We start from the raw sequence: 13,697 nt of genomic DNA, 5'->3' as shown, positions 1-13,697 counted from the left end.
CGCATGCCCGCAGCCACCGAACGCCCCACCACGCGCCGCCGCTGGCCCGTCGTCCTGCTCGTGGTCGTCGTCGTGCTCGCCGCCCTCGTCGTGATCGCCGAGTTCGTGCTGCGCGGCGTCGTCGACCGGATCATCGCCCAGCAGGTCGAGCAGTCGCTGCCGGACGGCACGACCGGCGAGGTCGACGCCCACGCCGAGGGCATCGTCATCCCGCAGCTCATCAGCGGCACCCTCGACCGCGTCGAGATCTCCTCGGCGAAGCTCACGGTCGACGGCATCCCGCTCGCCGCCGACGTCACCGCGCAGGACGTCCCGGTGGACGGCAAGGGCGACGTCCGCGACGTCGACGGCACGGTCACCCTGGCGTCGTCGAGCGTCAAGGACCTGGCGAAGTACAGCCCGCTGTTCGACCGGCTGAACCTGGTCGACGGCGGCGTCGAACTGACGGGGTCGTCGTCGGTGCTCGGCTACGACATCACCTACGCGGCGAAGGGCGCCGTCGTCGCGCAGGACGACGGCCGCGGCATCACCATCACCCCGGAGAGCGTCCGGATCACGAACTCCGACCTCGGCCTCAAGGTCGACTCGATCCCGGGCGTCACCGGTGTCCCGGTGCAGGTCTGCACCGCGCAGTTCCTGCCCGAGGCGCTGCGGGTGCGCTCGCTCGACGTGTCGAAGTCGGACGCGACGGTCCGGATCACCGCGGACGCGCTGCCGCTCAACGAGGACGGCCTGCGGACCGTCGGCAGCTGCGGCTGAGCCGACGGGTGCGTAACGCGGCCTGGAGGAACGGCTCGCGTCGGTAGGATCGGGTCCCGTGAGCGAGAACCCCCTTGCACCGCCGCGGCTGCGGTTCCCGACGGACGCCTCCGAACTGGTGGACCGCATCTGGCCCGCGTCCGCGACGCGGACCGACGACGGCACCCTGGCGATCGGCGGCATCAGCGCGACGGACCTGGTCGCGCAGTTCGGCACGCCCCTGTACGTCGTCGACGAGCGTGACGTCCAGTCCCGCGCAGTCCGCGTGCGGAACGCGTTCGCCGAGGCGTTCGAGCGCATCGGCAGCCACGCGCACGTCTACTACGCCGGCAAGGCCTTCCTGACGACGCAGGTCGTCGCGTGGATGGCCGAGGCCGACCTGCGCGTGGACGTCTGCACCGCAGGTGAGCTCGCGGTCGCCCTGGCCGGCGGCATCGACCCCGGCCGGCTCGGCTTCCACGGCAACGACAAGTCCGACGCCGAGATCACCCGCGCGGTCGAGGTCGGCATCGGCACGATCGTGCTCGACAGCCACGAAGAGGTGCAGCGAGTCGCCCGTGCCGCCGCCGACGCCGGGGTCGTGCAGCGCGTCCGCATCCGGATCAACACCGGCGTGCACGCGTCCACCCACGAGTACCTGGCGACCGCTCGCGAGGACCAGAAGTTCGGCATCCCGCTGTCCGAGGCCGTCGAGGCCGCGGCAGCCGTCCGCGCCGAGCCCTCGCTCGCCTTCGTCGGGCTGCACTCGCACATCGGTTCGCAGATCTTCGACGACGCCGGCTTCCGCGAGGCCGCACGCCGACTGATGGACGTGCACGCGACGCTCGTGGCCTCCGGTCCCGTGCCCGAGCTGAACCTCGGCGGCGGCTGGGGGATCGACTACACGGAGGCCGACTCGGCCTTCGCCCCCGAGGACGTCGCCGACGCACTGGCCACGATCATCGGCGAGGCCTGCGCCGAGCGCGGCATCCCGGTGCCGGACATCGCCGTCGAGCCGGGCCGCTACATCATCGGCCCGCCCGGGGTGACGCTCTACCGCGTCGGCACGATCAAGCCGGTCACGCTCGAGACCGACGACGGCGGCAGCGCGACCCGCACGTACGTCTCGGTCGACGGCGGGATGAGCGACAACATCCGTCCCGCCCTGTACGGCGCCGACTACACGGCCCGGCTCGCCCGCACCTCCGACGCCCCGGCGGTGCTGAGCCGCGTCGTCGGCAAGCACTGCGAGAGCGGCGACGTCGTGGTGGACGACGAGTACCTGCCCGGCGACGTGCAGCGCGGCGACCTGCTGGCAGTCGCGGCCACCGGTGCCTACTGCTGGGCGCTGTCGAGCAACTACAACCACGTGGGCCGCCCGCCGGTCGTCGCCGTCGCGGACGGCGCAGCCCGTATCCTCGTGCGGGGCGAGACGATCGACGACCTCCTCGCCCGTGACACCGGGGTCGCCGCCGCGCCCGCCGACGGCACCGGCCGCTGACCCCCGACCCGACCGGGTCCGCCCACCCCGCAGGGCGCACCCCCACCGACAGGAACCGCTACCAGATGATCGAATACCGCAACGTCCGTGTCGCGCTGCTCGGGGCCGGCTCGGTCGGTTCCCAGGTCGCGCGACTGCTCCTCGAGCACGGCGACGAGCTGGCCTCGCGCGCCGGTGCCGGGCTGGAGCTGGTCGGGATCGCCGTGCGCGACGTGGACGCGCAGCGCGACGTCGACCTGCCGGCGGAGCTCTTCACCACGGACGCTGCATCGCTCATCCTCGGCGCGGACATCGTCGTCGAGCTCATCGGCGGCATCGAGCCGGCGCGCACCCTCGTGCTCCAGGCCCTGCAGTCGGGCGCGGACGTCGTCACCGGCAACAAGGCGCTGCTCGCGACCCACGGCCCGGAGCTCTTCGCCGCGGCCGAGCAGGTCGGCGCGCAGCTCTACTACGAGGCCGCCGTGGCCGGGGCGATCCCGATCATCCGTCCGCTGCACGACTCGCTCGCCGGTGACCGCATCGTCCGGATCATGGGCATCGTCAACGGCACCACGAACTTCATCCTCGACCTGATGGACCGCAAGGGCTCCACGTTCGAGGACGCACTGGCCACCGCGACGGAACTCGGGTACGCCGAGGCCGACCCGACCGCCGACGTCGAAGGCTACGACGCCGCGCAGAAGGCCGCGATCCTGGCCTCGCTGGCGTTCCACACCTCGGTGCCGCTCGCCGCCGTGCACCGCGAGGGCATCACCCACGTCACGATCGACCAGGTCCGCGCCGCCCGCAAGGCCGGCTACGTCGTGAAGATCCTGGCGACCGCCGAGCGTCTGACCGACGAGGACGGCCGCGAGGGCGTCAGCGCCCGCGTCTACCCGGCCCTCGTGCCCGAGTCGCACCCGCTCGCGAGCGTGCACGGAGCGAAGAACGCCGTGTTCGTCGAGGCCGAGGCCGCCGGCGACCTGATGTTCTACGGCGCGGGTGCCGGTGGCGTCGAGACGGCCTCGGCGGTCCTCGGCGACCTGGTCTCCGCGGCCCGTCGGCACGTCATCGGCGGCCCGGGGGTCGCCGAGTCGACGCAGTCCGAGCTGCCGGTGTTCCCGATCGGGACCGTCCGCACGAGCTACCAGATCACCCTGCACGTCACGGACGCCCCCGGCGTGCTGTCGACGGTCGCCGGCGTGCTCGCGAAGCACGGCGTCAGCGTCGAGACGGTCGAGCAGACCACCACCGGCGCAGCCGAGGGGACCGCGACGCTCGTCATCGGCACCCACCTGGCGCGTGAGGCCGACCTGGCGGACACCGTCGTCGCCCTCCGCGGCGAGGACGTCGTCCTGGACGTCACCAGCGTCCTGCGCGTCGTCGGTCGCTGACGCGACCACGGGCCTCCCGGCCGACCAGCAGGCTCACCGAGCCGAACCACCACCAGATCCACCCCACCGGACAGAGAGAGAAGCCTGATGGCCCACCAGTGGCAGGGAGTCCTGCGCGAGTACGCCGACCGACTCGACGTGACCGAGGCGACGCCCATCGTCACGCTCGGAGAGGGCGGCACGCCGCTCATCCCGGCTCGTCGGCTCTCCGAGCGCACCGGCGCCGAGGTCTACGTGAAGTTCGAGGGCATGAACCCGACGGGTTCGTTCAAGGACCGCGGCATGACGATGGCGATCTCGAAGGCCGTCGAGCACGGCGCGAAGGCCGTCATCTGCGCCTCGACCGGCAACACCAGCGCCTCGGCCGCCGCGTACGCCACGCACGCCGGCATCACCGCTGCGGTGCTCGTGCCCGAGGGCAAGATCGCCATGGGCAAGCTCAGCCAGGCCGTCGCCCACGACGCCCAGCTGCTGCAGGTGCAGGGCAACTTCGACGACTGCCTCGACATCGCCCGCGACCTGGCGGCGAACTACCCGGTGCACCTCGTCAACTCCGTCAACAACGACCGCATCGAGGGGCAGAAGACCGCCGCGTTCGAGGTCGTCGACGTCCTCGGTGACGCACCGGACTTCCACTTCCTGCCCGTCGGCAACGCGGGCAACTACACCGCGTACTCGCGCGGCTACCGCGAGGACGTCGCCGCCGGCCGCAGCACGAAGCTGCCCCGCATGTTCGGGTTCCAGGCCGCCGGTTCCGCCCCGATCGTGCACGGCGAGGTCGTCCGGCACCCCGACACCATCGCGTCGGCGATCCGCATCGGCAACCCGGCCTCGTGGCAGTTCGCGCTCGAGGCGCAGCAGGAGACCGACGGCTACTTCGGTGCCATCACCGACGAGGCAATCCTCGCGGCGCACCGCATCCTGTCGGCCGAGGTCGGCGTGTTCGTCGAGCCCGCATCGGCCATCGGTGTCGCCGGGCTGCTCGAGCGTGCCGACGCCGGTGTCGTGCCGAAGGGCGCGAAGGTCGTCATCACGGTCACGGGCCACGGCCTGAAGGACCCGCAGTGGGCCCTCCGCACGCCGGACGGCGGCGAGGTCACCCCGACGAGCGTGCCGGTCGACACGAAGTCGATCGCCGACGTGCTCGGTCTGGTCAGCGAGCAGTGATCTCCGACCGCTCGTCCGGACCGGGTGAGGGCATGACCGCCCGCAGTGCTGTACCGGCCGGACGGGCGGTCCGTGCGCTGCCGACCGGATCGGCGGTGCGCGTCCGGGTGCCGGCCACGTCGGCGAACCTCGGCCCCGGCTTCGACTCGCTCGGCCTCGCGCTCTCGCTCTACGACGAGGTCGTGGTGCGCGTCCGCCGCGAACCCGGCGCGACCGTCACCGTCGAGGGCGTCGGTGCCGGCGAGGTCGCCACGGACGACACGAACCTCGTCGTCCGTGCGGTCCGCCGGGGCCTGGAGCACGCCGGTGTCGACCAGCCCGGACTCGAGCTGCACGCCACGAACGCGATCCCGCACGGCCGCGGTCTCGGTTCCTCCGCCGCGGCGATCGTCGCCGGGCTGATGGCTGCCCGTGGTCTGCTCGAGGGCATCGTCGACCTGGACGCCTCGACGCTCCTGACCCTGGCCACCGAGATGGAGGGCCACCCGGACAACGTCGCGCCGGCGCTCTTCGGCGGCCTGACGATCGCGTGGATGACCGCCGAGGGCCCGGCCTACAAGCGGCTCCTGGTGCACCGCGGTGTCGCCCCGGTGGTGTTCGTGCCGACCTCGACGCTCTCGACCAAGCTCGCGCGCTCCCTGCAGCCCGAGCAGGTCCCGCACGCCGACGCCGCGTTCAACGTCTCCCGCTCGGCGCTGCTCGTCGCCGCGCTCATCCAGAGCCCCGAGCTGCTGCTCGCCGCGACCGAGGACCGTCTGCACCAGGCGTACCGTGCCAGCGCCATGCCCGAGACCGACGCCCTGATCCGGTTGCTCCGGCAGCACGGCCTCGCCGCGGTGGTCTCCGGTGCCGGGCCGAGCCTGCTCGTCCTCGGCAGCGACCCGGCACAGCGCCTGACCGCCGCCGAACTGGTGCAGCGACACGCCGAATCCGACTGGCGGCCGCTCATGCTGGCCGTCGATCTCGGTGGTGCTACAGTGGCAGCGCACTCGGCGCTCGAAGCCGAACCCGCGTAACCGTACGGATCGCTCGTCCTCAGGACAGCTCCTGCGACGTCGCAGGGTCCGGTGCGCGAGTGTGCATCTCTTTCTGATCACCGAATCCCGATCCGTCGTCTGAACGGCGGTCGATGCTCACCCTGCATCCGGGACGGTGGAAACTCTCCGCGTTCTGCGGTTCGAAAGGAAACACCGACCTTGACCGACAACAACTCCGCCCAGGTGGAGATCCCCAGCGACCTGCGTGCCCTCCGTCTCCCGGAGCTCCAGCGCATCGCCTCCTCGCTCGGCATCACCGGGCTCTCCAAGCTCCGCAAGGGCGACCTGATCGCCTCCATCGAGGACAAGCGTCCCGTCGACGAGACGCCGGCTGCCCCGGCCACCGCCGTCGTCGCCGAGACCCCCGCCGAGCCGGCCGCCACCGAGCAGCCGACCCTGCCGGAGCCCGCCGAGACCCCCGCGCAGCCCGCTGCCGAGGCGCCCGTCGCCGACTCCGAGGCACCCGCCGAGTCGGCAGCCCCGAGCCGTGCCCGTCGTTCGCGCCGCGCGTCGTCCGGTGGCACCGTGAACGCTGCGCCGACCTCGGCCGCCGAGCACACCAACCACGGCCAGACCGGCACCGAGGACCTCCTCGCCGGGCTCGACCAGGTCCGCGCCGAGAAGGACGCCCAGGAAGCCGCGCAGTCCGGCTCGCAGCGCCGTGGCCGAGGCCAGCGGAACGCCGAGCAGCGTGGCACCGACCAGCGTGGCACCGAGCAGGGCCAGCAGGCGTCGACACCCGCCGAGGCCGAGCAGCCGAGCCAGGCGGCCCAGCAGGGCCAGCAGGGCCAGCAGGCCCCGACGTCCGCCGTCCAGGCCGACCAGGACCAGAACGAGCCCGGCGACCAGAACGACCAGGGCGACCAGAACTCCGAGCAGGGCGAGGGCGGCTCGCGTCGCGGTCGTCGCAGCCGTGGTCGCGGTCGTGGCCGTGGGCAGAACGCCGAGAACGGCGAGCAGCAGAACGGCGCCGACCAGCAGAACGGCGGCCAGAACGGCGGCCAGAACGGCGGCCAGCAGAAGCAGAACGGCGCCGACCAGCAGAACCAGCCGAAGCAGAACGGCGGCGAGCAGCAGAACGGCCAGCAGAACGGCGGCCAGAAGCAGAACGAGCAGCCGAAGCAGGCCGAGGCCAAGCAGGACGACAAGGCCGACCAGAAGCAGCAGCAGAACGCCGGTCAGCAGAAGCAGCAGACCAGCGGCCAGCAGAAGCAGCAGCAGCAACAGCACGCCGACGAGGCCGAGAGCGGCCGCAGCCGTCGCCAGCGCGACCGCAAGCGCGGCCGTGGCGGCCAGAACGACGACTTCGAGCCCGAGGTCACCGAGGACGACGTCCTGATCCCGATCGCGGGCATCCTCGACGTCCTCGACAACTACGCGTTCGTCCGCACCACCGGGTACCTGCCGGGCCCGAGCGACGTCTACGTCTCCCTCGGCCAGGTGAAGAAGTACCACCTGCGCAAGGGCGACGCCGTCGTCGGTTCGATCAAGCAGCCGCGTGACGGCGAGCAGCAGAGCCGCCAGAAGTACAACGCGCTCGTCGCCGTCGAGTCGATCAACGGCCAGTCCGCCGACGAGGCCGCGGCCCGCGTCGACTTCAACGACCTCACCCCGCTGTACCCGAACGAGCGCCTGCGCCTCGAGACGGAGCCGGGCAAGCTGTCGACCCGCATCATCGACCTCGTGTCGCCGATCGGCAAGGGCCAGCGCGGTCTCATCGTGTCCCCGCCGAAGGCCGGCAAGACCGTCGTGCTGCAGGCCATCGCGAACGCCGTCGCCAAGAACAACCCCGAGGCGCACCTGATGGTCGTCCTCGTCGACGAGCGGCCCGAAGAGGTCACCGACATGCAGCGCACGGTGAAGGGCGAGGTCATCGCCTCGACCTTCGACCGTCCCGCCGAGGACCACACCACCGTCGCCGAGCTCGCCATCGAGCGTGCGAAGCGCCTGGTGGAGCTGGGCCACGACGTCGTGCTCCTGCTCGACTCGATCACCCGCCTGGGCCGTGCGTACAACCTGTCGACCCCGCCGTCGGGCCGCGTGCTCTCCGGTGGCGTCGACTCGGCGGCGCTGTACCCGCCGAAGCGCTTCTTCGGTGCCGCGCGCAACATCGAGGACGGCGGCTCGCTGACCATCCTCGCGACCGCACTCGTCGAGACCGGCTCCAAGATGGACGAGGTCATCTTCGAGGAGTTCAAGGGCACCGGCAACATGGAGCTCCGCCTGAACCGCCACCTCGCCGACAAGCGGATCTTCCCCGCCGTCGACGTGAACGCCTCTGGTACCCGTCGCGAGGAGCAGCTGCTCTCCGCCGACGAGGTCAAGATCACCTGGCGTCTGCGCCGGGCCCTCGCCGGGCTCGACCCGCAGCAGGCCCTCGAGATCGTGCTGCGGAACCTCAAGGAGACGCAGTCGAACGTCGAGTTCCTGGTGCAGGTGCAGAAGTCGGTCCCCACGACCGGCGCCCACCACAACGGTCACCAGGAGTAACGCGTGTTCGAGTCGGTAGCGGGGCTGCTGGCGGAACACGAGGACCTGACGCAGCAGCTGTCGGACCCCGCGCTCCACGCCGATGCGGCCCGGGCGAAGAAGGTGAACCGGCGGTACGCCGAGCTCAACCAGATCAAGTCCGCGTACGAGGCCTGGCAGGCGGCGGGGGACGACCTCGCCGCCGCCCAGGAACTCGCGCGTGAAGACGCGGCGTTCGCGGACGAGGTCCCCGGGCTCGAGGAGCAGCTGTCGGAGCGCCAGGAGCGTCTCCGTCGGCTGCTCATCCCGCGCGACCCCGACGACGGCCGTGACGTCATCATGGAGATCAAGGGCGGCGAGGGCGGCGAGGAATCGGCGCTGTTCGCGGCCGATCTGCTGCGCATGTACTCGCACTACGCCGAGACCAAGGGCTGGAAGGTCGAGCTCCTCGAGCGCACCGAGTCCGACCTGGGTGGCTACAAGGACGTCCAGGTCGCGATCAAGTCGAACACGACCGATCCGTCCCAGGGCGTCTGGGCCCACCTGAAGTACGAGGGCGGTGTGCACCGCGTCCAGCGGGTGCCGCAGACCGAGTCGCAGGGGCGCATCCACACCTCGACCACCGGCGTGCTGGTGTTCCCCGAGGTGGACGAGCCCGAAGAGGTCCAGATCAACCAGAACGACCTCAAGATCGACGTCTACCGGTCCTCCGGCCCGGGCGGGCAGTCCGTCAACACGACGGACTCCGCGGTCCGCATCACCCACCTGCCCACGGGCATCACGGTGGCGATGCAGAACGAGAAGTCGCAGCTGCAGAACCGCGAGGCCGGCATGCGCGTGCTCCGCGCACGCATCCTCGCGCGCCAGCAGGAGGAGCTCGACGCGATCGCCTCGGACGCGCGCAAGTCGCAGATCCGCGGGATGGACCGTTCGGAGCGCATCCGCACGTACAACTTCCCGGAGAACCGGATCGCGGACCACCGCACCGGCTACAAGGCGTACGACCTCGACCGCGTGATGAACGGTGCCCTCGAGCCCGTCATCCAGTCCGCCATCCAGGCGGACGAAGAGGCACGTCTGGCCGCCATCGGCGACCAGGACGCGTAACCGCACACCCAGCCTGGAGGCCCGGATCACCGCCGACACGCCCCTCACGTACGCCGCGGATCGCCTGCTCGAGCAGGCGACCGCGGCGCTCGTCGCCGTCGGCGTCCCGACGCCCCGGGTCGACGCCGAGCTGCTGCTCGCGTGGGCGACCGACACCTCGCGCGGTGCCGTCCAGGCCCGTGCACTCATCGGTGGCGGCATCGCGCCGGAGCACGTCGACCGCTTCCGGCACGCCGTCGCGCGCCGAGCCACCCGTGAGCCGCTGCAGCACATCACCGGGCAGGCGTACTTCCGCGCGCTCACCCTGGCCGTCGGACCGGGCGTGTTCGTGCCCCGTCCGGAGACCGAGGGCGTCGTGCAGTTCGGCATCGACGCGCTGCGGGCGACCGCGGTCCCCGAGCCGATCGCCGTGGACCTGGGATCTGGCAGCGGTGCGATCGCGATCGCGATGGACACCGAGGTGCCGAACGCCGTGGTCTACGCCGTCGAGCGGTCGGCCGAGGCCCTGCCGTGGACCCGGCGGAACGTCGACGCCCACGGTGGAACCGTCCGGCTCGTCGAGGGCGATCTCGCCGACGCACTGCCGGAACTCGACGGCACCGTGTCCGTGGTCGTGTCGAACCCGCCGTACGTGCCGGACGACGCGATCCCGATCGACCCCGAGGTCCGCGACCACGACCCGGCGATGGCCCTCTACGGCGGTCCCGACGGCCTCGACGCCGTCCGGGCTCTCGCCGAGACGGCCTGGCGGTTGCTGGTGCCCGGGGGAGTCCTGGTCGTCGAGCACGCCGAGCCGCAGGGCGCCGGCGTGCGGCAGGTCCTGGCGCGCCGGGGGTTCCGCACGCCGGAGACGCACGTCGACCTGACGGGGCGCGACCGCACGACCACCGCGACGCGCTAGCCGGAGCCGAGCCGCGCCTCCCGTCGCTCGGACGTGCGTGCGTGTGCCGGGTGGATCCGGGCGTACCTGGTGGGATCGGGCGTACCGGGTCGGTCGGAATGACCAGGTGTGCCCGTTCCTGCTTTCCAGCGCGACCGCGATGGGAAGGAACGGGCGTGGCGGGCGCGGGGCGGGCCTCCCGTCCCTCACTCGTGCGTGCGTGCGTGTGGCGGATCCGGGCGTACCTGGTGGGATCGGGCGTACCGGGGCGTCCGGAATGACCAGGTGTGCCCGTTCCTGCTTTCCAGCGCGACCGCGATGGGAAGGAACGGGCGTGGCGGGCTACGCGACGGGGGAGGCCTCGCGCTGCTGTGCCGCGACGAAGGCGCGGACGTGCTCGCGCAGGTCGGTGTCGTGCTCGACCAGGACCGCGTGGATGCCGATGCTCCGCGCTCCCGCGACGTTCTCGGGCATGTCGTCGGCGAAGAACGTGCGCTCCGCGGAGACTCCGTGGTGCGCGACCGCGCGCCGGAAGACCTCGGGCTCGGGCTTCCGGGCACCGAAGTTGCTCGACGTGTCCAGGTGTTCGCCGAAGACCTCGGGCAGGGACGGCGCCCACTCGTGGATCCAGCGGCCGGCCAGCGGACCGTTGTTCGTGAGCAGTCCGACACGCCCGTGCTCGCTCGCGATCCGGACCGCCTCGATGCGTTCCGGCAGCTCGGTCATGGCGGATCCGCGGATCCGGGCCCAGTCGGCCTCGGGGACGTCGCACTCCATCGCGCGCTCGAACGCGGCCAGGTACTCGTCGCCGTCGGCGAACCCACCGGCCTCGGCACGCATCTCGTGTCCGCAGTCCCACCAGCGGCGACGGAGCTCCTGGAACTCGTGTCCGGTGAACTCGGAGAGTGCGGCCATGCGCACCTGCCAGTCGTACCGGACCAGGACGTCGTCCATGTCGAAGAGGAACAGGAGCGGGGGTGCGGGCGTCTCGTTCACGATGTCCACCATTGTGTCGCACTATCATCGTCGAGTCATGGCATCCCGATACGACTGCACCGACTCCGACGGGCTCCTGACCGGGATGCGGCTCGCACGTGCCGCCCTCGGACGCGGAGAGCTCGTCGTGGTCCCCACCGACACCGTCTACGGCCTCGCCGCGGACGCCTTCAGCGCGACGGCCGTGCAGCGGCTGCTCGACGCGAAGGGCCGAACGCGGCAGTCGCCGCCGCCCGTGCTCATCCCCGGTCCGCCCACGCTCGACGCCCTCGCCAGCGAGGTCCCGCAGCCGGTGCGCGACCTGGTGGCCGAGTTCTGGCCGGGCGGGCTGACCGTCATCCTGCACGCACAGCCGTCGCTCGACTGGGACCTCGGCGAGACGCGCGGCACGGTCGCGCTGCGGATGCCGGACTCGCGGATCGCCCTCGAGCTGCTGCAGGAGGTCGGGCCGCTCGCGGTCTCGTCCGCGAACTCCACGGGCGACCCGGCCGCGATGGACGTCGACGCCGCCGAGCGCATGCTCGGCGACAGCGTCGCGATCTACCTGGACGGCGGACCCGTCGAGGTGCACGACGGCTTCGAAGCCAGCACCGGCTCGACGATCGTCGATGCCACCGGGCTGTCGGACGGCGGGAAGCTCCGCATCGTCCGGCACGGGGTGATCCCCGACGAGGAGATCATCCGGGTCGTCGGAGCCGACCTCGTCACATGAAGTACTACCTGCTCGCCGGGGCCATCGCCGCGGTCGTGAGCTTCGTGATGAGCCTGATCGTCTGGAAGCTCGGGCTGAAGTACAAGTGGTACCCGCAGGTCCGCGAGCGGGACGTGCACCGCACCCCGACGCCGCGGCTCGGCGGCATCGCGATGTACATCGGCGTCATCGTCTCGTTGCTCGCGGCCTGGTTCCTGTTCCCGTCGATAGCGGGGACCGACTACTTCCGGCTCGTGTTCTCCGAACCGGGTCGCGTGCTCGCGGTGCTCGGGGGAGCGACCATCATCGTGGTCCTCGGTGTCGCGGACGACATCTGGGACCTCGACTGGATGACGAAGCTCGCCGGGCAGATCATCGCGGCGGGCATCCTCGCCTGGCAGGGCGTCGCGATCGTCTCGCTGCCCATCGGCAACACGCTGGGCGTCGGCTCGTCGTACATGAGCCTGATCTTCACCGTGCTGGCGGTGGTGCTCGTGATGAACGCGGTGAACTTCATCGACGGGCTCGACGGCCTGGTGGCCGGCGTCGCGATCATCGCCGGTGGGGTCTTCTTCCTCTACACGTTCTTCATCAACCGCGTGGTCGTGCAGACCGAGTTCTTCTTCAACCTGCCGTCGCTGCTCACCGCGGTGCTCGTCGGGGCCTGCTTCGGCTTCCTCATCCTGAACTGGCACCCCGCCAAGCTCTTCATGGGCGACGCCGGCGCGCTGCTCGTCGGGTTCCTGATGGCCACGAGCGCGGTGTCGGTCACGGGCAACATCGACCCGGCGGCGGTGCAGACACGCCAGGCGCTGCTGCCGGCGTTCATCCCGATCCTGCTGCCGTTCGCGATCCTGATCGTGCCGATCCTGGACTTCGGGCTCGCGGTCACCCGACGGCTCAGCGCGGGCAAGTCGCCGTTCTCGGCCGACCGGAAGCACCTGCACCACCGCCTGCTCGACATGGGGCACTCGCACTTCCACGCGGTGCTGATCTTCTACGCGTGGACCGCGACCGTCGCCTTCGGGTGCCTGCTGTTCCTCTTCGTGGACTGGTACTGGGTCGTCGTCTTCGTGTCCGTCGGATTCACCGTCTGCGCCGTCGCGACGTTCGCGCCGCTCGGCCGCAAACGCACCGAGATCGCCGCCCAGACCGCCAACCGTTCCGCCGCCGTGGTGGATGCCAGCCTCGACCCGCTCGACCGGGCCGCCAACGACCGCACGATCCCTGGAGACATCACGTGACCGCACCGAACGCGCTCGACCACGTCCGGCCGGTGTTCCGCCGCATCATCACCTGGGGCGCGGTCCTCGCCGTCGCCCTGGCGGTGGTCGGCGGGCTCATCGGGTTCCTCGTCGCGGACGGCCCGGGGCTGGTCGGGGGACTGCTCGGCGCCGTGCTGAGCGTCGTGTTCCTCGGGCTCACCGCCGTCAGTGTCCTCGTCGCGCTGCGCGTCTCCAAGGGGCAGATGATCTCCGGTGCCTTCTTCGGCATCGTGATGGGCACCTGGCTGCTCAAGTTCATCGTCTTCATCGTGCTGCTGGTCCTGCTCAAGGACCGCGACTGGGTCGACTTCCCGGTGCTGGCGATCGTGATCATCGCGGGGGTCGTCGGCTCCCTGGTGATCGACGTCGTCGCCGTCGCGAAGGCCCGCATCCCGATCGGCGTCCGGCTGCCGGGCGACGGCCTCGACGACTCCGCGGACGCTGGGAACCCGACCCCCCGCGTCTGAGAAGCC

Annotated in this window: 12 protein-coding genes; 11 read left to right on the top strand and 1 reads right to left on the bottom strand. The window is 71.3% G+C overall.

All coding sequences use genetic code 11. The features are described 5' to 3' along the window. Nucleotides 1–3: 3 nt before the first annotated feature. From BR70_RS0108930 to prmC, 8 genes are all read left to right on the top strand, one after another. Nucleotides 4–759: an LmeA family phospholipid-binding protein gene (locus BR70_RS0108930; RefSeq protein WP_027465792.1), complete on the top strand. Its 756-nt coding sequence runs from the start codon at nucleotides 4–6 to the stop codon at nucleotides 757–759. A 58-nt stretch (nucleotides 760–817) separates the two neighbouring features. After that, on the top strand, nucleotides 818–2,239 hold the full coding sequence (lysA, locus tag BR70_RS0108925; protein WP_027465791.1) for a diaminopimelate decarboxylase: 1,422 nt from the start codon (nucleotides 818–820) through the stop codon (nucleotides 2,237–2,239). A gap of 65 nt (nucleotides 2,240–2,304) precedes the next feature. After that, nucleotides 2,305–3,612: a homoserine dehydrogenase gene (locus BR70_RS0108920; RefSeq protein WP_027465790.1), complete on the top strand. Its 1,308-nt coding sequence runs from the start codon at nucleotides 2,305–2,307 to the stop codon at nucleotides 3,610–3,612. Between the two features lie 87 nt (nucleotides 3,613–3,699). After that, complete coding sequence (gene thrC / locus BR70_RS0108915; protein ID WP_027465789.1) at nucleotides 3,700–4,779, top strand: threonine synthase; 1,080 nt, start codon at nucleotides 3,700–3,702, stop codon at nucleotides 4,777–4,779. Nucleotides 4,780–4,811: 32 nt separating this feature from the next. Continuing rightward, the gene (gene thrB, locus BR70_RS0108910; RefSeq protein WP_051596800.1) at nucleotides 4,812–5,795 is read left to right on the top strand and encodes a homoserine kinase; all 984 of its coding nucleotides are present in this window, start codon (nucleotides 4,812–4,814) and stop codon (nucleotides 5,793–5,795) included. Nucleotides 5,796–5,975: 180 nt separating this feature from the next. Further along, nucleotides 5,976–8,306 (top strand): transcription termination factor Rho, encoded by a 2,331-nt coding sequence (gene rho, locus BR70_RS0108905; RefSeq protein ID WP_027465787.1) that lies wholly within the window; start codon nucleotides 5,976–5,978, stop codon nucleotides 8,304–8,306. A 3-nt stretch (nucleotides 8,307–8,309) separates the two neighbouring features. After that, on the top strand, nucleotides 8,310–9,392 hold the full coding sequence (gene prfA, locus BR70_RS0108900) for a peptide chain release factor 1 (RefSeq protein WP_017885756.1): 1,083 nt from the start codon (nucleotides 8,310–8,312) through the stop codon (nucleotides 9,390–9,392). Between the two features lie 25 nt (nucleotides 9,393–9,417). Next, complete coding sequence (gene prmC / locus BR70_RS0108895) at nucleotides 9,418–10,293, top strand: peptide chain release factor N(5)-glutamine methyltransferase (RefSeq protein WP_051596799.1); 876 nt, start codon at nucleotides 9,418–9,420, stop codon at nucleotides 10,291–10,293. 321 nt (nucleotides 10,294–10,614) lie between these two features. Here prmC and BR70_RS0108890 read toward each other — a convergent pair whose 3' ends face one another. Continuing rightward, nucleotides 10,615–11,268, bottom strand: coding sequence for an HAD family hydrolase (locus tag BR70_RS0108890; RefSeq protein ID WP_027465785.1), 654 nt, complete (start codon nucleotides 11,266–11,268; stop codon nucleotides 10,615–10,617). Between the two features lie 37 nt (nucleotides 11,269–11,305). Here BR70_RS0108890 and BR70_RS0108885 point away from each other — a divergent pair, with 37 nt between their 5' ends. Genes BR70_RS0108885 through BR70_RS20210 form a run of 3 tightly spaced genes read left to right on the top strand, consistent with a single transcriptional unit; the run spans nucleotide 11,306 to nucleotide 13,691 of the window. After that, nucleotides 11,306–11,980, top strand: a complete 675-nt coding sequence (locus BR70_RS0108885; RefSeq protein WP_027465784.1) for an L-threonylcarbamoyladenylate synthase — start codon at nucleotides 11,306–11,308, stop codon at nucleotides 11,978–11,980. After that, the gene (locus BR70_RS0108880; RefSeq protein ID WP_027465783.1) at nucleotides 11,977–13,203 is read left to right on the top strand and encodes an MraY family glycosyltransferase; all 1,227 of its coding nucleotides are present in this window, start codon (nucleotides 11,977–11,979) and stop codon (nucleotides 13,201–13,203) included. Before BR70_RS0108885 ends, BR70_RS0108880 begins: the two co-directional genes overlap by 4 nt. After that, nucleotides 13,200–13,691, top strand: coding sequence for a Cg1360 family ATP-synthase-associated protein (locus BR70_RS20210; protein ID WP_035808335.1), 492 nt, complete (start codon nucleotides 13,200–13,202; stop codon nucleotides 13,689–13,691). The genes BR70_RS0108880 and BR70_RS20210 overlap by 4 nt, the downstream gene beginning before the upstream one ends. Nucleotides 13,692–13,697: the final 6 nt, after the last annotated feature.

The organism is Curtobacterium sp. UNCCL17 (genome assembly GCF_000686685.1).
Taxonomy (GTDB): domain Bacteria; phylum Actinomycetota; class Actinomycetes; order Actinomycetales; family Microbacteriaceae; genus Curtobacterium; species Curtobacterium flaccumfaciens.
Note: the sequence above shows the minus strand (reverse complement) of the source record. Positions and strands in the feature narration are given on the sequence as shown.